Genomic DNA, 19,730 nt, shown 5'->3' on the forward strand with positions numbered 1-19,730 from the left:
GATTAGAAGTCTACATTAATTTTTGCGCGAATTCCCCATGGACTTACGCCAGGATTATTCAAATGCGTAAAGCGTTTCACAAAATCCACCCTCAGAAATTTAAACACATTAGAAACCCCCACACTTCCCTCTATATAAGGCACGTTTCCAATCGCAAAAGAGCGTGGCTTTTGCTGCTCATCGAAAGGAAAGCGATACAACTGAGGGTTCTTTGCCGGATCATTTCCAGCACCGATACTACCGGTTAAAACTTTGACCGAGATCACCTCTCTCCATTGCAGTTTTTTGATGAGGGGTACTTTATTCAGGAAAAAACCATTAAATGAATGCTGCAGGTTCAGGCTCGCATAACGATCACTCATGAATTCCATAAAATTCATCAGGTTATAAGAAGTCAGCTGGTAAGCATAGGTCTGGTTGGCGCGGTGGATGCTCAATAAAGGATAAGGGACTTTGCCAAATACAGCCCCTCCTTCCAACACCACATCCGAGAATCCAAACTGAGAAAAGAAGAAACGTTTGGCCACGTTCAAGGTCAGGCTTTGATAATTATAATCTCCAGCTAAAAAGTCTTTCATGCCAATGCTTCCTCTTAAAGTAAATACAGGATGACCATTGTTGATCGGCCTTCTGAACCTTTTCCCCTGATAGAACTTCTCATGAGGTGCCCAGCGTAGCTCGGCGGAGAACTCTGAAGTACGGAGTTCCCGGATCGCCGGGGAAGGAATCGCCGTTTGCGGAACAAACAAAAGTCCGCCTGCAGGGTTTAAAGCCTGATTTTTATAGGTTAACCGCAGGGAAATGTGTTGCTCCGTTTCGTGCAGGTATTCTGCCATCCACTTTCTGTTGTACAACCATTTATCATTTACTCCCCTTTTGAAAGAGAGCAGAAAATTATCATCTTCCAGGAAATTGAGTTCCTGACCTGGAATCTGCGTTTCAAAGCTATGCCTTACCGTCAAAGACCTGACCGGGAACTGATAGATGGAGCGGTCTGTTAATGAATAAATGGCACCCAGGCTGTACTTCCATTTTTGATCTTTTGTTCCATAGGCGGTATGGCCATCAAAGACCAGTTTTTTACTAAATTCATCAGTCGTACGTCCACCAAAGCGAAACCTTGCCCCTTCTACAGGGTTAAAGCTAAAAAAGGAATTAAATGGTCCGATCTCCACTGGTCCTTTGGTCAGATAACCAGATAGCAAAAGCGCGGCCACCGCCATTTTTCGTTTGAAGGGCTTTGAGCTTTTAAGGCTATCAATATTGGTATACGCCATCTGCTCTGTTAAGGATAGCCTTTCATGTCTTGCTTTTTCCCAGAAATCTTCAGGTTGGTGGTTTATTTTCCGATCGGCAATCACATTTGGTCCTATCTTTTTCTGCAAAGCTTGCGGGCCAAAAACAAAATCATTGATCATGATTGTCCTTTCCCCAAAAACACTGGTTCCTTCTTTAAATATCCCCAGGTCCATACTCATCACGCTTTTTCCAAGGTGGTAATGACCAGAAGAATCCTGACGATAGTCCAATGTGATCTGCAAATCTCTCACCCAATTGAGGTTGATCTGGTTATTTACAGAAAGTGTAGCCCTTTGCACCGCATAATGCCCATCCAGACTCACATATAAATACCCCATAAAGAGGACGTCCTGTTTATTCTTTGGGGAAACCATCACCTTAAGCTGCCATGGAGCAATATCTTTAAGGGTATCCAGAATAAAATATTTATAAAACTGAGGTGCCATATCGGCGATAGGGCTTAGAAAACGTTGGTTTCCCATACCGATGTCATGGTCATAGAGGTCTGCACGCTGGTAAACTTTTTCCAGGTATTCGTTAATTCCATCCTCATCGATATACTGGTCTATCCTCGATTGTTTCTCTCCAAGAACCAAGATCGAATCCTGGCCCTGACCTGAGTGTTTATACCGGCTTAATTTTTCCTGCATGAATACCGGAATCAAATGTTTCCCCGGTTTTCTTAATGAATCGGAGTTTTTGATTAGAAAAGGAAGCTTTTTGAGCAGTGAAGACTTTTTAGCCTTCTCGCTGCTGATGCTCAAAGACATGTTCAGCTTTTCATATTGCTCGAAAACCACCTCTTTATGGAACTTTGAACTGTTTCGTTCCTTATGCTCCATAACCTTTCGGATCAGCTCTACAGCAGGATTATTTTTGTTCCTGTATCTGGGTTGTTTGGCAGCCACCACGCTGACTTCAGAAAGGTCTTGTGTGAGGGGTTCCATGCTGATATTGAACTCCTGAATCTCCGATTTACCAATCGTCCTGACCTGCTTTTTATAGCCGACGCCAGAGTAACTAACCTCTTTAACCTTTGCATTGGTACTGATGGTATATTTTCCATCGGCATCACTACGTGATTTAACGTTAGCATTTGAAAATCCAATATTGATATGAGATAAGGGTAACCCTGTGGACTGATCGATGATCTTTCCTTTTATTTGAACAGACTGTGCGCGGACCCCGGAAATGATAAAAAAGAAGAATAACGACGTAAAATATTTCATAAATGTGTTCGATCTGCGGCTATAAAAAAGCGCATACGATCAGGTGTTTTCCTTTAAGACAACCGCATTGTCAAAAAGTCTTAGAGCAGAAATGAAATATTTTAAGATTTAATTTCCCATCAGTTCTTTAATGGATTTTGTTTGCACCTCTACATCGATGGCATAAAAGAAACCGTTTGCATTACCGGAAATATTACCTTTTACATTTCCGGGGACAGAAGACAATAAGCCTTTCCAATCTGTTTCCTGGAACACGCTATACAGGTAAATGCTATAGTCGTCCGAAATAGAATACTTATAAATGACCAGGTTATCATTTATACCGGAATCGACAATTCTTGCTCTTTGAATTAATGGATGTAAGGCATTAGGTGTACCATAAACATGAGAATAACTATAAGGATAACTCTCATTGAATTTTCCCGGATCCCAGGTTTTTCCTTCCGGTAAGATCAGCCATTGCTGTGCATTTTTAGTCCCAAAGGTATGCTTGGGAATGGTCAGTCTGACTCCTCCTGTCTGCGCCTTTTTGATAGAGAGTGGAATATAGTTCGCATCGATAGGAAATACCGGAATCAACCTGTCGACCGCCTTATATTCTTTATGATCATACTTAATGGTTAGCGTATAATCGGCAAAATAGTTGTCGTTATTCTCCATAACAGCGGTATAAATCCCTGTTCCCGGAATTTCAGTGAAAGGAACATCATGAACACCATCATTTACACTCAGCACGGCATTACTGATAGGCTTCAGGTTTAGCGAGGCTTCTTCATCCGCAAAACCCACCGGTTTAATCAGGCGGATATACTGATGTTTACTATACGTATTGATTCCTCCTTCCACGATCAGATCATACATCGGAGATGGAAAAGGCTCTTCCTGTTTTTTACATCCCATTAATAACAGAAGCAGACCAAACGTCCATAAACCGGTTCTTAATTTCATTTGCTAAAATTTAAAATTATAACTGAAGGCCAGCGTCCTTCCGGAAAAGATCTGTTCGTCAAACTGTAAATCCTCCGGATTGTCCTGATTGATTCTGTATACCAATGGATTTTTCCGCCCATAAACATTATAAAGACCAATATTAAAACTACTGATCCAGCGTTTTTTGGTTTTATTGCCAAGGGAAGGTTCCCATTTCATGCTAATGTCCAGGCGGTGAAAATCAGGCATCCGGGCAGAATTCCGCTCCGGATAGATCGGCACCTTCACATCCTTTTGCAGAAAATATCCAATGGGAAATGTCACTGGTCTTCCATTGTTGTAGGTAAAAAGGGAATTCACAGAGATCTGGTCGGAAAACTGATAGCCCATGGCAAGCTTCAGGACATGGGGGATATCATACCCTGCAGGATATTTTTTACCCTGATTGATCTGATCCATCTGACGAAAGACCCGGGACCAGGTATAGAAAAGGCTTCCTTTAAAGCGGCCAACATCTTTAGAGAACATGAATTCCAGACCATAAGCTTTCGATGTGCCCGGGCGGAGAAACATTTCCACGGCAGGATTTGAAATCAGCTGTGCATGGTCGATCAGCTCCAGCTGATTCTGCATCTTCTTATAATAACCACTCAAAGAGAAACTTCCAAAAGAGACACGTTTCTTATACTCCAGGGAAAACATATCCGATTGCTGTGGAGCCAGATTAGGACTGGAAGGAATCCAGCTTTCCAACGATGAAAATGCCAGCTCGTCATTCTGTACGAGTTGTAAATACTGGTAATTCCGGTTATAATTTAATTGCAGATAGCTTGAAGGTTGCAGCATGTATTGGAATGAAAAACGGGGTTCAAGCCTTAAAAATCTTTTATACCCTCCCCTCACATCTTCCTCATAGTTGACCGGTTCATAGAATTCATCAAAATAAAAGAGTCTGGGAGTCGAAATATTCTGAAACATGCTCATCCTCAATCCATATAAAAACCTCATTTTTTCACCGATCAATAAGCGGTGGGAAGCATATACCGCAGATTCCGCAGCCCTTGCCCGGGGAATGCTGTTCGGGTCTTCCTGATTGATTTCGCCGGGAATAAAAAGATGAAGAATACTGCTGAAGCCAAACTGAAACTGACTTTGAGGTTTATGATAAAAAATAAAATCCCCCTTTACAGTAGCATCTTTAATGCCCGTGATCCACTTGTCCATCCCCGTTGGAGAATCTGCATTGATAAACAGCTGATTTTTATAATTGCTATAGATTGCCGATAAGTTTAAAAATAGCCTCGGTGTAAAGATATGGTTCCAGCGCAAAGTAGCCGTTTGGTTTCCCCAGCGGTTAAAATATCCGTTTTGCGACCTTACCTTGTCCCTTCCAATATAGGAGGAGAAAAAGATCCGGTCCCGGGAATTAAACCGGTAATTGGCCTTAAAATTGAAATCATGATACGCCGGTTTCAAGTCAAACAATTCCAGATCCCTGCTGAGCACATTACTCAGGCTTCTGCGGGCGGCAAACAAAAAAGATCCTTTTTCCTTAACCAGAGGTCCTTCCAGTGAAACTCTTGCCGCCAATAAACTAATACCTCCTTTAATGTGGAAATTTTTATCATCCCCATCGGCCATCCGGGCATCAATCACAGAAGATAAACGTCCCCCAAAATTGGCGGGTATCGCATCTGTATAAGTCTGAATATTTTTTAAAGCATCCGGATTAAAAATAGAGGTGAGTCCGAATAAATGTGCCGGATTATAGACAATGGCTTCATCCAGTAAGATCAGGTTCTGATCTTTATTTCCTCCCCGGATAAACATCTGGCTGCTGCCTTCCGTTAAACCGACAATGCCATTTTGCATTTGAAGTGCCTTGATGACATCTGCCTCACCTCTATAATAGGGTGCATTTCTCAGCGCCTCCCAATTCAGGGATTGGCCTGGATTTTTAGCCGCAATAGAATCCGGACTCTGGACCACCTTTACCACGATCTCTTCCAGTTTATTGACTTGCTTCCTGAGACGGATCATTTGAAGATGGTTGGGGAATTGTAAGGAGAACTTCAGCCTTTGTGAGGAGTATCCCACGTGGCTGACCAGGATTTCATAATCTTCGGTAGGAACCGTCAGGGAATAAAAACCATAGTTATTACTGCTTACGCCTTGTTTCAGGCTTTCGATATAAAAGCTGGCACCAATCAGATCTTCTCCGGTCTCTGCATCTACAATACGGCCATTCAGGGTGGTTTTATTCTCTTCCATGGGAAGGATGATCACTTCTCTGAAAAGGAATTTGTAAGAAAGGCCCGTTTCAGCCAGCAGGAATTCCAAAATCAAGGCAAGGGGTGTATCGGAAAAAGACCGGTTAAATTTCTTCCCGGAAGGGATAATTGCCGGATCAAAGGACAGCGGGGTAGTATGGTCTGCATTCAACAGGTTTAAGGCCTCTTCCAGGGTGACATTAGAGAAGCGAACGGTCATTTTTTTTCTTAAAGGAATATGCTGAGCTTTTGCAACCTGCCCTGGCATTAAAACAAGAAAAACCATGGCCATAAACTTAATGACCATGGATTGTCGAATGCAGAAGACCTTCATTCAGAAATGAGGAAGAAAAGAAATCATACTCGCAATTATATTGTAATGATGGTTAAAATGTATAATTTAAAAATAGGCTTCAGGTTTAATTAGATAAAATAAAGGTTCCAGCTCTTTTCGTTACTTTTAACCTTAGTGTTTCGCCGATGCTATTCATAATTTCGGCTTCGGTCTTATCCTTAAAGTAAGCACTTAATGTTCTTTCCTTTAACGCAGCATCCTGAAAAATAATGTGTGTTCCATATAATTCTTTCAGGTCCCCGGAAACTTCAGTTAATGATGCTTTCTCATAATGTAAGGTTTTGTCATGCCATGCCTTATAATTGAGGTCATTGTTTTTAGCAAAGCTCATTTCCTTCGTCTCTTTGTTAAAGGTTCCTCTGTCCTGGGGAGAAAGGAGAATTTTTTCTGCATCCTTACCTTTTTCCAAAGAAACTTTCCCGGAATTTACCACCACCACGACCTGCTTAGGTTCTACTTTCAGGTTGAAACTCGTTCCAAGATCATTTACACTGAGGTCACCTACCTTGATAGAGAAAGGGTTTTTCTCGTCGTGAGTGACATTGAAATAAGCCTCTCCTTCTTCCAGTTCCACATTTCTTGCTTTCAAGAACCCACGTTTATGATAGGAAACTGTCGTGTTGGCATTCATAAATATTTCCGTTCCATCGGGCAAGGTTAATTGCTGCCGCTCATTTTTCCCGGTGCTGATGGTCTGACTTCCAATCCATCCGCCCTGATTTGCCAGCAGCAACGCTCCTGAAATCACCATGACTACAGCAACAGCCCATTTCAAAAAGAACAATCCGTTTTTCTTTTCCGGATGAAGACGAACAATTTTTGCTGCTGCAGGAATCGAGGGCTTAAACTTTTGCCAGGCCAGTTCCGGATCCGCCTCCTGGTATGCCGTTAGCAACGCTGCATGATCGGCGATATCAACAATTTCCTGGTAGCTACGCAAATGCGCCGGATCGGCTGCTTTCCAGCTTTCCAACTCCTGAAGATCGGCCGCTGAAATTTTCCCTTCCATTTCATCCATGATCAGATGGTAAGGGATTTGATTGGGGTGATTAATTTCTTCCATGATAGTTATAAGACAATGTTTAAGTGCAGAAGTCTTAATTCAACTGCGAATAAAAGAAATAGAAAGAAAAACAGCACCTGTTCTTTTGAGAGCATTACTCTGATTTTTTCGTACCCATTGGTCAGGTGGCTTTTCACTGTTTTAACTGAAATATTTAAGGCATCTGCGATTTCCTGCTGCTTACACTTATCAAACTTGCTCATCATGATGACTTTCTTACACTGCGGTGGAAGACTGTCCAATGCCTTCTCCAGTCTGATCAGTTTATTTTCCAGTATTTGAGCTTCGTCATTTTCCATTTCAGATTCCTCGTACGCCGACAGAAATTTTTCCTGATGAAAAGCCTTCCGGTTTTCCTTTTTTATGCTGTTTAGCGCCGTATTGATAATGCACCTGGACAAGTAGGAACCCAGGGATTGCCTGATATTCAATTGCTCCGCATCGTTCCAAAGCTTTAAGAAGACATCATTTACCAGCTCCTCAGCCATTTCCGGCTGACGTACATACTGAAATGCCAGTATGTATAATTTTTTATAATACCCTTTATAAAGCAACTCAAAACTTCGTTTATCCTTTCGGCAAATCCCCTCTATGAGCTCAGTATCCTGATCAGTCATAAGTATTCCTTAGTCTATATATACATGATGACAACCTAAAGTCATTTAAGTCCTACTGAAATCTTCCTGTTTTTTAAAAAAAATAAAGGACTAAGACTTTTAAAAACAAGGGGTGTCTTAGTAACAAAAAACAAATTTAATTTTTATGTCAATGAAAACACTCCGCTATTCAAAAGGAATTTCCTTCAGAAAACCAATTTTAATGCTCAGCACGATTTGCTGTACACTCGCCCTGTTCAGCGCCTGCAAGAAAAAAACGCAGCGTCCGGCGGATAAAAAAGAAATCGAGTACAACATTACTTCTGTCGTGAATGCGACCAATACCGGAACCGGTTCTACAGCAACAGCTATATTTTCTGCTACTTACCTAAAATCAAACAAAACACTAAGATATAACCTACGCTTTAGCAACATCGATCCGGAAAGTGCCAACCTTCATCTTGGAACAGCGACAGAGTTGGGAGCATTGGTCGTCAACCTGAAGAAAGAAGGAGCCAAATATACACTTCCCTCTATCGGTTCTGTCGTATTAAATGAGACCGGAGAAAAAGCCTTACTGGAGGACAAGCTGTACCTTAACCTCAGTTCAACAAAATTCCCTGCCGGTGAAATCAGGGGACAATTACTCGTTAAAAAATAGAGAGATGAACCGCATATTTTTAGCAGCCCTAACGATGACCATAGTCCTGATTGGTTCCTGTACTGAAAAGCAGAGATTAAATAAAGGCCATACAAAAATTGAGATTATAGATGCCAAACCGATCCGTTCTGATCTGGCAGACCTGGCCGCTTATACCGGCAGGTATCCCAATGACGTTGCATTGTTGAAAAATGTAAGGCTGAAACCAAGGCTTCAGCAGTTACTGGGCGAAGATTACGACCTCATGATTAAATATTGGAATACAGAAACTCCAATCAGCGTTGAAAACAACATCATATCGACCACGGGTTGTGAGCAACACAATTGTGCCAATAACGATTATACATTGAGTATCGATTTGGCAAATGATAAAATCAGCGTTTTCCATACCAAAAACGGGAAGGTAAAAAAGTACGCTGAACAATAAAACACCTTAAAACAACAATTAAATCATTATGAAAAGCAATTTAAACATCCAGTCCATTTTAAAAGGTTCCATTCTTGCAGCTATCTTCTGTGCAGTAATGCCCATTGGCATGAGTGCGATGGCACAAAACAGACCGAAACAAGCTCCGGCTAAAAAAGACACAGTTAAAAAAGAGGTTCCGGCAAAAGATACCAAATCTCAGCGTAAAGCAGACAAAGGTCAGAAACCAGCAGCTCCTGCACCACTGAAACCATCAAAAAAGAGTTAAGACCCGCTCCCCTAATGAAAAAGACCCGGACGATAAATCATCCGGGTCTTTTTTAAGTGTTACTGTTTTTATTTCATAGAATAGACATCGCCTATTTTCAAAGTCTGTGGAATATCTTTAGCAATGAAACTATATTGGTTATGATCATCATCCTGTCCGCTGAGCAGACAATATCCATTCATCAGCGGACTGATGGCATGAACCCTGAACTGGGAATCGGGCCTCGACATTCGCTCAGAATGCAGTTCTTTCAATGCCGTACAGGAACTGAATAAAAACAACGCCAGGAATAACGAATAGATTTTCCTCATAAACTTATGACAACAAGCGTATAAAAAAGTCTTAAACCAATTAATAATTACCTGAATTATTGATTCCGGTTTTGAGCAATACATATCCGGTTGCAGTATCATTATGATATACGCCACCGCCCGCAGCATTAAAATCAGCGACATTAATGGCCGATCCGGCGGCATAAATTGTTCCGTTAGGCAGCAGGTTGTCGGAAATATTAATTGAGTATTCGGAATGAATGGTATTGTCTCGGTAATACCCAATTCCATGATACATATCGGCTGCGGCACCGGCAATGTTAATGGTATTGTTGGCAACGACTACATACTTTAAATAAGGAAAAGAGGGGTTGTTGGAATATTCATAAAGAAGGATTCCCGAATCATTAAGGGTATTGCCTGAAATATTCAGGTTTTGTCCATTCCTGGCTTTAATACTTCCACCACTTGCATTTGCCGGCCATCCGGAAACCGTATTGTTCGAAATCGTTAACCCGTTAAAACTATGCGCATACATTCCATGATCCGTGAGGCTGTCGACCAGACTTAGGCCCGGATTTCTGCTCAGCGTATTCCCGTCGATTAAGGAATTGCTCTGGCTATTGTCATTAATAGCAGTCACAAAATATCCCGTAGTCCCCCCATTACCAAATGTATTGTTGATAATTTTGGAATTCGTAGTGTTTTTCAACCAGACTCCCCTGCCCGGATCTGCGGCCCTGTGACAAAACACGCAGTTGCTCACAAGACTCAGGTCTGCATCCCTGAATTCCAGGTAAGCATCTTTTAGGTTATTCGTTTTATTGGTATTCATGGCACGTTTTCCATAATCAAAAATGCAGTATTTAAAAGAAGTACCTGCTGCTCCGATCATAGAAAACCTAACGTTCCAGAAGGTAATCCCGGAAATCAGGCAATTGCTAATGTCGGTGGTATAACTCATCGTCAAAATGACGGCTGAAGCACTTGCGTCGAAAATGGGGTTGGTACTTGTTTGTTTGGCTAATGACACTCCTGCTTTCATCACAATTTTACCGGTAATCGAATAGGTACCCGGCTGTACCAACACCGTTTCTCCGGAACTGGCGCCTGCGATCACTGCGTTAATTTGTGATAAACTCATTCCTGTTTCAATGACATGATCTGCCACAGAAATAAGGGTTGTTGTTTTCATCGCTTTTAGCGGAGCAGCATTCATTTCATCCAGACTGGAATCTCTCTTGCAGGCAAAAGAAAAGGATACGACAAAGAGCATTGCCCTAAGCAGGTAATTGGAGGTAGTTTTCATCATATTTGGTTTTTAAGGTTTAGCAGCCAGTGCAGGGATATGATCCCCGCTTAATAAAATTGCGTATGAATTCCATAAAGAAGGGGGCTCCAATTCAGGTATATAAGGGTAGTAATCAGTTCTTCTTTTCCTCCTTCTAACTTTTCGGAAGGTCCATGAAACATTTCATTTCAGCTTTTTCAGCTGAGCACAGGATTTACCCGCATAAACTCATTAATCCAAAAAAACAGCGCGAATACACCTTAAAGCAACAAAAAGCCTCATTTAAGGAAAAGAAGTAGTGGGAGTTAAAGGGAAAAAATAAAGCTTATTTAAAAAAAGTCTAAATAACGTAGGGGAAACTGCCGACTTGTGATAATTATTAGTTAAAAAGGGCCATACAGTTCGCAGCTGTATGACCCAATCCCTGAAAAGGGTTACTCTTAAATCGAAACATCTAAAAGTAATGCAAATTAAAAAAATCTTGCTAACAGGCGTGCTATGCGTCTGTATATTTTGTGTGCAAGCGCAGAAATTAATCAAAAGCAGCATCAAAGGGCAGGTCTCCGATGAGCAAAGAGAAGGCCTTCCATTCGCGACGATCAGGCTGCTTCCTGTTAACAAAACGGTCGCTACCGACCAGCAAGGGAATTACCAGTTTCTGGATTTATCACCCGGGTCTTATACCATTCAGATCAGCGTTGTAGGCTTCAAAAAGATGGAGCAGAAGGTTGTACTTAAAGAATCGGAAGCCAGGTCCCTAAATTTTTCCTTAAAGGGGAGTCAAAACGAATTAAAGGATGTAGCGATTAACGGCAAGACCAAAGCGGCGAAGATTAAAGAATCCGGGTATGCGGTCAACGTGATCGAGACGAAACAATATGCCAATACCAATTCCGATATCAATCAGGTTCTAAGCCGAAGTACAGGGGTTAAAATCCGCGAACAGGGTGGATTAGGCTCTGATTATTCCTTTTCCATTAATGGACTTTCAGGCAACCATGTCAAATTTTTTATCGATGGAATTCCTTTGGAATCTTATGGAAGCGGAATGTCTTTCAATAACATTCCGATCAACATTGCAGAACGCATAGAGGTATATAAAGGCGTAGTCCCTCCTTATCTGGGTTCGGATGCGCTGGGTGGAGCAGTGAACATCGTCACGAATCGTGATCGTGGAAAATCCCTGGATGTAAGTTACAGTTACGGTTCTTTCAACACCCACCGTACCGCTGTTAGCGGAAGCTATACTTACCCAAAAAGTGGTATAAAGGTTAACGTAAACTCCTATTATAACTATTCCGACAACAGTTATAAAATGAGGAGCTATCCAAAAGCCAATGTGTATCTGCAGGTTCCCAGCAAAGACAAATCAGGTTTCGATACCCTGTCATCGGCTAAAAGGTTCCATAACGATTACCAGTCTTATATGGGGCAGGTGGAACTGGGCGTTGCGGATAAAAAATGGGCAGATATCGCCGTATTTGGCTTAACTTATAACAACGTAAAGAATGAACGTCAAACAGGTGCCACACAAGAGAAAATATATGGAAATGTGGATGCCAACAGCCACAGTATTGTTCCGAGTTTCCGCTACCGTAAAAACAGGATCTTAGTAGATGGCTTGTCGGCTACCGTTTTCGCAAATATGTCGATCAGCAAAGAGGTGCGAACAGATACCAGCTCCTTTTTCTCTTACCGATGGGACGGTAAACCAGATGAATTGCCAAATCCAAAATATCCCAATAGAGGTGAAATGGGCAATAAATCTATCCTGCACTACAATAACAACAATGCCTTGGTTCAGTTAAATCTGAATTATCAGCTTTCTGAACAACACCTTTTCAATCTGAACTATAACCTGAACAGTGCTACCCGTGAAGGTTACGATGAGATAGACCCTTACAACCAGACTTACAACAAAACCAATCGTGTCAACAAAACAGTCCTAGGCTTAAATTATCAGCAAAACTTCTTTAACAACAAACTGACCAATTCATTTTTTGGTAAATACTTTGGGTTCAGTGGCCGACCGGACGCAAATAAACCTGCTGAAACAGCAGCATACTATGGATACGGCCTGGCTTCAACTTATAAAATAACAGAAGAATTGGGCATCAAAGCCTCTTATGAACATGCTTACAGACTCCCTGGTATGGTTGAATTGTTCGGAAATGGCCTGGACGTGATCGGTAACAGTGAGCTTAAGCCTGAAAACAGCGATAATTTTAACCTGGGTCTTTTCTTTGGTAAAACAATTGGCAAGCACCGTTTTAGCGCTGATGGATCCGTGTTTTATAGAAACGCAAAAGACTACATCATTTCAAGACCATACACCAATTCTCAGGGAGCCTATTCCGAATCAGCAAATGAAGGCGGAATAAAAATAAAAGGGGCTGATTTTGAGCTAAAATACACTTATGGCGATTTATTATCCGCGTTGGTAAACATGAGCTATTATGACGCAGTGGATCGTGAAAGATATGTTAAAGGAACTAACCGGGAAAAGATAACCTATGGCAGCCGTACTCCGAACGAACCATGGTTGTATGGAAATACCGATGTAAGCGTAGGAAAAAGCAATGTATTTGGTAAAAAAGGCAACCGTCTTCAGTTTAACTGGTATATGCAGTTTGTGAACGATTATTCCTTAAGCTGGTCAAAATTAGGGGATGCGAAAACTAAAGATTACATCCCGGCCCAGTGGGTACAAAACATCGCGCTTACTTACTCCCTAAAGAATGGCCGCTACAACATCACCGGAGAGGCCCGCAACCTGACCGACCAAATTGCCTATGATGTATTCAAACAGCAAAAACCTGGAAGGGCATTCTTTTTAAAGCTCCGATATAACATTAATTCATTTTAATAAATCAATATAAGTATGTTTAATAAAACCAAGAACCGCAGTCTGCTTGTTGCAGGTGCATTATTTGTTGCTGCATCAATTACTGCCTGCAGCAAATCTAAAGGAGGAGACACTGGCCCCACTCCGGAAGGCAAACCAGAATTTGCCATACATTACAGTACATCTAAAGGTTCATACCTCCTGCCGATCCATGATTTAATGTCGGGTGTAATTACCCCTGTAGGAAAAGGAACTGATGTAACCAATATTTTTACCTGGGGTGAGAACATCATCCAGCAAGGAAAATATTTCTATACCGTTGAGCCAAACAGCGGCAAATTTGGGAAATACAACTTCGAAAACGGAGTATTACAAACCATAAAAGAGATTCCATTTTCAGCGATGTCTTATCTATACCTTGGATGGCATACCTGGGTAGACAATAAAACCCTGATGATCGGTGGACGTGGCAACAGCGAATATGCAGTAATCGATGTAGACAACATGACCATCGTAAAAAGTGGTGTATTTGATACCGGAAAAGAATTACCAAAAGACCATACCTTATCTGTAAACTCCATTACTCCGCAAGGTGGGAAAGTATTCCTGACTTTTATGGTAAGAAACGAAGTGACCGAACTTACTTACGATACCGCTTACACCGCATCTGTTGACTATCCAAGCCTGACTAATTTTAAGATTACAGGAAAGGATACGCGTTCTGCTCCTCCAGGTGCTTTACGTAATGGATATTTCCACAAATTCAGTGATCAGGGGAATACCTATATACTGACCCATCCTATGCCAATGCTAGGCGGAAACAAACCTAATATGCCTACCGGTTTTTACCGTGTTAAGGATGGTTCTACAGTTTTAGATCCAGGATATTTCTTTAACATCAGTGCGCTTAGTCAAGGTGACAATCAGCTTGGTGTAGAATACCTTGGAAACGGAAAGGCATTATTGATCAATGCCCGTGATGCCAAAAATGTAGTTAAAGAGAAAAATGACTGGTGGTATAAACCAATGTGGGAATACATTGTGGTTGATGTAAATACACAACAAATCGTAAAAAAACTTGACTTTCCAGGCTTGTTGAATTCCCGCTCAGCGATCGTTAAAAATGGAAAAGCCTATATCGCTGTAAACGATGCTAAAGCAGATGCAATTTACATCTGGGAATATGATCCTGGTACCGATAAACTAACAAAAGGAGCAAAAATTGAAGGTGGCGATGGAGATACCCCAGTGCTTTATAAGTTAAGATAATAACTACCAATAAATCACGGCAGAGCAGCCTCAACGGTTGCTCTGCCGTTTATTTTAAGAGATGAAATCCAAACTATCCGCAATAAACGCATGGTTACACCTTTGGCTGGGATTAGCTTCAGGAATTGTAGTCGTTATTCTCAGCATCACCGGATGCGTCCTGGTATTTGAACAGGAAATCAAAAGCCTTGCCTATCCATGGCTTCATGCCGAACGACCTAAAGATGCTAAAGTATTAGCCCCTTCAGTATTACACCGTGCAGTGGAGCAGGCATTGCCTGGAAAACATATTGAATCAGTATGGTATCATGGAGAAAACCGTACCGCACATTTCAGCGTCCATGAATCAGATTCAATGGTCTATGTAAATCCATATACTGCAGAAGTCATTGCCATGGTTGATCATGAAGATTTCTTTCATTTCATGGATGAGGGGCACCGGCACCTCTGGATTGAAGGTAAACTGGGCAAACAAATTGTAGGCTGGTCTACTTTCGTCTTCTTTCTGTTGCTGATTAGCGGGATCATTTTATGGTGGCCAAAAAAATGGACCAAATCTACCCGCGACCAAAGTTTTAAAATCAAGTGGAAAGCACGTTTTAAACGGGTAAACTATGATCTTCACAACGTATTGGGCTTCTATTCTCTCTTACTGGCCGTACTAATGGCAGTTACCGGCCTGGTAATGAGCTTCTCCTGGTTCGGTAAAGGCGTTTACTGGCTAACAGGAGGTGAAAATGGTTCAAGGCCAAGAAGGCAGAAAGTAGAAGTCTCCGGTCCTTCAGTGAAGAGCTCCTTACAAAATGCAGACTTGATTTATAATAAAGTAGTCAATGAAATTGCTTTATATAACAAAGACCAGGTCATTATACATTTCGCAGAAGAGCCCGATGAGGCCATCTATGCCTGTACGGATATGACCATGGGCTTCTGGAGGGACCTTAATTTTGATCCCCTGACCCTGGAGCTTCTGCCAAATTCTACCAAAAGACTTGGGGACCTTAAATTCCCCGATCAGGTGCGTAAGCTCAATTATGCGATACATGTAGGTGCGATTGGTGGATTAACCACCAAAATTCTATACTTCTTAGCCAGCCTGATCTGTGCCAGTTTACCGATTACCGGATTCTATATCTGGTGGGGGAAAAAGAAAAAGAGTAAAAAGAAGCCAAAGCAAGTATTGGTAGCTGCATAAAACACAAAATCTAAGAAAAAATAAAGGGGATAATTCGGACTGAGAAAGCCCTGTTTATCCCCTTTTGATGTATCAGTCTATTAGCGCCTGCAATGTCTCCATATTAAGCTGAGGCAATTGGAGAAAGAAAACTTTATTGAACTGATCTCTTTGGATCAAATTGATTTCCATACCTATCGGAAAAACTTTCTTTATCAAAACCTGTGAACAGAAAAACACCTTTTGCTCTCAACTTTAAATTATTAGTAAATTTACTCCGTGTGTAATCCCCATTTAGCACCTGCCGGCCCTCCGGATCATAAATACCTTCGGGCGTTGCAAAATAATGGCCACCAATGCCTCTCAGGTTCGAATATTTAAAAGGCACCACGATTTTACCTTTGACATCTATCACACCGTAACATTTATTCTTATCAAATGCGATTAAATAACCATTGCTGTCGTTCATATAGGTATATTCGTAATGACGTAAGACTTGTCCGTTTTTATTTAATAAATAATAGCTCCCGCCTTTTTGGCCCAAATAAAACTCCCCAATTTGGCTGAGCTTGTCATAGCTTAAGGGAACGACAAGCTTATTTTGGTAGTTCAGCAATCCATATTGATACTTACCCGATGCTGATCCGCTTTGCTTATTTCCTACCCCAATTAAGCCATTTGCCGGCTCTACCCATAATTTATCATATAGGCTCCCAACCAAAATTTTACCATTTTTATCCATCAGGCCTGTTTTACCGCCTTTTTCAAGATACATATAACCAGTTTCCGATGAAGTTTCTACACGATCATAAACAGGCTCCAGGATGACCTCGCCACGGCTGTTTACCAATCCAAACTTTTGGGTTTCCGGGACATACGCTTTGATAAAGTCCATTCCTTCGACTTTGACCATCTCTGTATACTGAGGTTCAAAAAGAATTTTCCCGGTCTTACTGATCAATCCCCAACGTAACTCCCCCTTGACTGAGTTGATTGTAAATAATACATCATATACTGCAAAAGGATCAATTTTTTGGTATTTGGGAGGGAATAAAGCTTTGCCTTTTCTGTCGACCAAAGTAAACTTCCCACCTTTTAATGCGATAAAGAAGTTGATTCCACTGGAGTCTGCCATACATGGATCAACAATATCATATGCTGGTTTTATAAATACATTTCCCAGAGTATCAGCTGCGCCATACTGGCCATTTTGCTTAATAATGATAAAATTGGCCAGCGAGACATCCAGTGATTGGTATTCAGTTTTCAGAATTGTTTTGCCATCAGACTTTCTGATTAGTCCATACAAATCACCCGTCTTCACTTTTTCATATCGTGGATCTGCGCGCGTGAGGGCATGGAATTTCATTTTTGCATCCTCATAAGGTTTTCGTAATGCCTGCTCCCGGGCTTTGATCATTGCAGGTATCTCATTGTAATAAGGAAATTCCTGACCTTCCAGATCTATATGAAAAGCGACATTTGCCTTAAATACGGTCGCTAATATTTTAGGCTGTTGCTCAACGATTACGGTATCAAACGCGGAAACGATTTGATAATTCCGCTGTTTGATCAGTTCATGAAATGCCGGATCAGCCACGTAACCGTAACGATCAGTTTTGAATTTCTGTGCCTGAAGATCGTTTGTCAGGGCGATCAAAAGGAAGACAAAAAGTAGTTTAAAAAGTGTTTTTTTTGCCATGTAAGCTATGGTTTAAAGCGAAGTCTTTGTATTTGGGTTTTCCTTATTTTGATAACGCTCCAGTTCTTCGGGAGTAGTGATAATCGTATTTACCGAGAGGTGCCTTTTTGAGTAAACAATCGGAATTTCCTGATCCTGATGAAGCCGGTTAAAAAATGATTTAGGGATCGAGATACTCGTATACCCTGGCTGACCATTTTCAAGTGTAAAAGCCACTTCAATATGACTAAGGTCTAATTTCCGGGCAGAGAAGGAACTGCCATCTACAATTTTTGCAAACGTAAAAACACCATTTTTCTCCAATTCTTCTTTTACAAGATTGGTTTCACGTACAAGGCATTGATAGCCCCCGCCAAAAAGACAGATCAGAAAAACTGCGGTCATTAAATACCCTTCATAACCAGAGTCCTCTTTGTTCTCGTTTTCTTTCTTTTTGCCTCCATCGGTTCTTATATAATCAGTGATCAGCAAGTAGAGCGCAAGCACACAGATCCCGATAGCCAAAGGCCCTGCGATGGCAATGAGATAAAGTAGGGATTGATAAATATGAGCTGGTATAAGAAAATAAACCAGTGCGATCAGGAACACCGTTAAGCTTGCCCAAAGAATAATCTTTTTCATGAAGGAGTGCGTTAATAAAGTTTTATATGGAAGCCAAGTTAATATTTATCCATCACGATACAAGGAACCGAACCAAAATATGCAGGACTAAATTATAGGAATTGGGTTAAAACAAGAAAGCTCCAGATTTCTCTGAAGCTTTTGAAGTGGTGTGGGCCGGGATCGAACCGGCGACACAAGGATTTTCAGTCCTTTGCTCTACCGACTGAGCTACCGCACCGTTTTTTATTTCTTGTCCCGTTGTTTGGGATTGCAAATGTAGGCTCTTTTTTCTAAAAACAAAATCTTTTTTGAAAATAATTTAAAATACTGATTTTGTTTCGCTAATCTTCCAGAATTGCCGAACCGAAAGGGTTGTCTACCAGCCACAACCAGATTCCGGCTTCATTTCTCTTTAAAATGCAGGAAGTATGTCCATTCATCTCCAAAGGGTGACCATCCGGGGTTTTACCAGTCATGGTCCATTTATCCAGCCACATGGCGAGGTCCTCCACAATTGAAACATGTGCCGCTGATCCGACGATTGAAGGCTTCAGTATGCACAAACTTTTCATCGCCATTTCAATTTGCTGCAAACCCTTCATTTCTTTACCACTGCGGTCTATATACAGTCCCTGACTATCGAAACAACTTAATGCGTCTTCCACATTTCCGTTTTTCAGACAATTTCTAAAATACCCTACCGCGCCAGCTGGTATTTTTCTATCAAATTCTTCCATTGTATTTTTAGAGATCATTTCTCAGGATAAACCAGACACCTTATTAAGTTGTGTTAAGTAAAAAAACTTCTTAAAAGAGAACTAAGCAAGCCTTGACCCCGCCACAAAACTCTGCAGAACTGCAGATATAAAAAATAACAATTGTTAGGAAAATGAACCTTAGCTTCTGATGCGGCTTAAAGATTCTGGTTTCATTCCCAGATAAGAAGCAAGGTGCTGAACCGGAATATGCTGCACAAAATCCGGTTTTTCTTTGATTAATCTGGCATAACGTGCTTTACCTTTTAGCTTTCCGAAGGTCAGGATTCTTTCTTCTTTTTTTAACAAAGCTGTCTTCAGGCATTTCATTCCAAACTGAATCCACCTGGGATCTTTTAAAGCTAAGGCCTCAAAGGAAGATTCTGCAATCTTCACGACCAGGCAATCCGTAAGGCATTGAATATTTTCAAAAGAAGCTGCTCCTTTTAATATGCTGTACATTGACGCTGCAAACTCTCCTTTTCCTAAAAGTTCAATCGTTACCTCCGTTCCATTTTCCGACAGGTAAAACGTACGTACATAACCATCCAGGATCAAAAAATAGTCCTTTGACAAAGTGCCTTCCCGCAGCAGGAAATCCTTTTTCTTCTTTTTATAGAAAACAAAATGTGTTTTAATCTCTGAAAACTCCTCCAGGGGGAAATCAAAATTATCTTTAAGACATTTCAGGAGCAATTCAATCATGCATTTATTTTATTCA

Annotated in this window: 17 protein-coding genes and 1 tRNA gene; 6 read left to right on the forward strand and 12 right to left on the reverse strand. The window is 41.2% G+C overall.

The genetic code is table 11. From position 1 onward, the window contains the following. Nucleotides 1-2: 2 nt before the first annotated feature. The 5 genes from AAFF35_RS25425 to AAFF35_RS25445 form a co-directional block, all read right to left on the reverse strand. Nucleotides 3-2,528, reverse strand: a complete 2,526-nt coding sequence (locus AAFF35_RS25425; RefSeq protein WP_342329328.1) for a DUF5686 family protein — start codon at nucleotides 2,526-2,528, stop codon at nucleotides 3-5. Nucleotides 2,529-2,636: 108 nt separating this feature from the next. Further along, on the reverse strand, nucleotides 2,637-3,476 hold the full coding sequence (locus AAFF35_RS25430) for a DUF4249 family protein (RefSeq protein WP_342329329.1): 840 nt from the start codon (nucleotides 3,474-3,476) through the stop codon (nucleotides 2,637-2,639). A 3-nt stretch (nucleotides 3,477-3,479) separates the two neighbouring features. Continuing rightward, the gene (locus AAFF35_RS25435) at nucleotides 3,480-6,035 is read right to left on the reverse strand and encodes a TonB-dependent receptor (RefSeq protein ID WP_342329330.1); all 2,556 of its coding nucleotides are present in this window, start codon (nucleotides 6,033-6,035) and stop codon (nucleotides 3,480-3,482) included. A gap of 112 nt (nucleotides 6,036-6,147) precedes the next feature. After that, a complete protein-coding gene (locus AAFF35_RS25440; protein ID WP_342329331.1) occupies nucleotides 6,148-7,146 on the reverse strand; it encodes a FecR domain-containing protein in 999 nt (332 codons plus the stop codon). A 5-nt stretch (nucleotides 7,147-7,151) separates the two neighbouring features. Further along, nucleotides 7,152-7,763 carry an RNA polymerase sigma-70 factor gene (locus tag AAFF35_RS25445; RefSeq protein ID WP_342329332.1) on the reverse strand — a complete coding sequence of 204 codons (612 nt, stop codon included), beginning with the start codon at nucleotides 7,761-7,763 and terminating at the stop codon, nucleotides 7,152-7,154. A 151-nt stretch (nucleotides 7,764-7,914) separates the two neighbouring features. On the opposite strand from AAFF35_RS25445, the gene AAFF35_RS25450 reads away from it, so the two are divergent. Genes AAFF35_RS25450 through AAFF35_RS25460 form a run of 3 tightly spaced genes read left to right on the forward strand, consistent with a single transcriptional unit; the run spans nucleotide 7,915 to nucleotide 9,098 of the window. Further along, nucleotides 7,915-8,403: a CHRD domain-containing protein gene (locus AAFF35_RS25450; RefSeq protein ID WP_342329333.1), complete on the forward strand. Its 489-nt coding sequence runs from the start codon at nucleotides 7,915-7,917 to the stop codon at nucleotides 8,401-8,403. Between the two features lie 4 nt (nucleotides 8,404-8,407). Then, nucleotides 8,408-8,830: a hypothetical protein gene (locus AAFF35_RS25455; protein ID WP_342329334.1), complete on the forward strand. Its 423-nt coding sequence runs from the start codon at nucleotides 8,408-8,410 to the stop codon at nucleotides 8,828-8,830. 28 nt (nucleotides 8,831-8,858) lie between these two features. Continuing rightward, complete coding sequence (locus tag AAFF35_RS25460; RefSeq protein ID WP_342329335.1) at nucleotides 8,859-9,098, forward strand: hypothetical protein; 240 nt, start codon at nucleotides 8,859-8,861, stop codon at nucleotides 9,096-9,098. 68 nt (nucleotides 9,099-9,166) lie between these two features. Here AAFF35_RS25460 and AAFF35_RS25465 read toward each other — a convergent pair whose 3' ends face one another. Both AAFF35_RS25465 and AAFF35_RS25470 read right to left on the reverse strand, forming a co-directional pair. Further along, on the reverse strand, nucleotides 9,167-9,409 hold the full coding sequence (locus AAFF35_RS25465; protein WP_342329336.1) for a hypothetical protein: 243 nt from the start codon (nucleotides 9,407-9,409) through the stop codon (nucleotides 9,167-9,169). A gap of 40 nt (nucleotides 9,410-9,449) precedes the next feature. Continuing rightward, nucleotides 9,450-10,682, reverse strand: coding sequence for a right-handed parallel beta-helix repeat-containing protein (locus AAFF35_RS25470; RefSeq protein ID WP_342329337.1), 1,233 nt, complete (start codon nucleotides 10,680-10,682; stop codon nucleotides 9,450-9,452). Nucleotides 10,683-11,178: 496 nt separating this feature from the next. Here AAFF35_RS25470 and AAFF35_RS25475 point away from each other — a divergent pair, with 496 nt between their 5' ends. The 3 genes from AAFF35_RS25475 (at nucleotide 11,179) to AAFF35_RS25485 (ending at nucleotide 15,970) form a co-directional block, all read left to right on the forward strand. Then, nucleotides 11,179-13,527, forward strand: coding sequence for a TonB-dependent receptor (locus tag AAFF35_RS25475; protein WP_342329338.1), 2,349 nt, complete (start codon nucleotides 11,179-11,181; stop codon nucleotides 13,525-13,527). Between the two features lie 15 nt (nucleotides 13,528-13,542). Then, entirely contained in the window at nucleotides 13,543-14,775 is a 1,233-nt protein-coding gene (locus AAFF35_RS25480) for a hypothetical protein (RefSeq protein ID WP_342329339.1), read from the forward strand. Nucleotides 14,776-14,836: 61 nt separating this feature from the next. Further along, nucleotides 14,837-15,970: a PepSY-associated TM helix domain-containing protein gene (locus AAFF35_RS25485; protein WP_342329340.1), complete on the forward strand. Its 1,134-nt coding sequence runs from the start codon at nucleotides 14,837-14,839 to the stop codon at nucleotides 15,968-15,970. Nucleotides 15,971-16,103: 133 nt separating this feature from the next. On the opposite strand, the gene AAFF35_RS25490 is transcribed toward AAFF35_RS25485, so the two are convergent. The 5 genes from AAFF35_RS25490 to AAFF35_RS25510 form a co-directional block, all read right to left on the reverse strand. Beyond that, a complete protein-coding gene (locus AAFF35_RS25490; RefSeq protein WP_342329341.1) occupies nucleotides 16,104-17,651 on the reverse strand; it encodes a WG repeat-containing protein in 1,548 nt (515 codons plus the stop codon). 12 nt (nucleotides 17,652-17,663) lie between these two features. After that, nucleotides 17,664-18,272: a hypothetical protein gene (locus AAFF35_RS25495; RefSeq protein ID WP_342329342.1), complete on the reverse strand. Its 609-nt coding sequence runs from the start codon at nucleotides 18,270-18,272 to the stop codon at nucleotides 17,664-17,666. Nucleotides 18,273-18,419: 147 nt separating this feature from the next. Next, nucleotides 18,420-18,492, reverse strand: a tRNA-Phe gene (locus AAFF35_RS25500). Nucleotides 18,493-18,595: 103 nt separating this feature from the next. Then, entirely contained in the window at nucleotides 18,596-18,991 is a 396-nt protein-coding gene (locus AAFF35_RS25505) for a hypothetical protein (protein WP_342329343.1), read from the reverse strand. Nucleotides 18,992-19,150: 159 nt separating this feature from the next. Continuing rightward, on the reverse strand, nucleotides 19,151-19,714 hold the full coding sequence (locus tag AAFF35_RS25510) for a Crp/Fnr family transcriptional regulator (protein WP_342329344.1): 564 nt from the start codon (nucleotides 19,712-19,714) through the stop codon (nucleotides 19,151-19,153). Nucleotides 19,715-19,730 lie beyond the last annotated feature (16 nt).

This window comes from Pedobacter sp. FW305-3-2-15-E-R2A2, assembly GCF_038446955.1.
Taxonomy (GTDB): Bacteria; Bacteroidota; Bacteroidia; order Sphingobacteriales; family Sphingobacteriaceae; genus Pedobacter.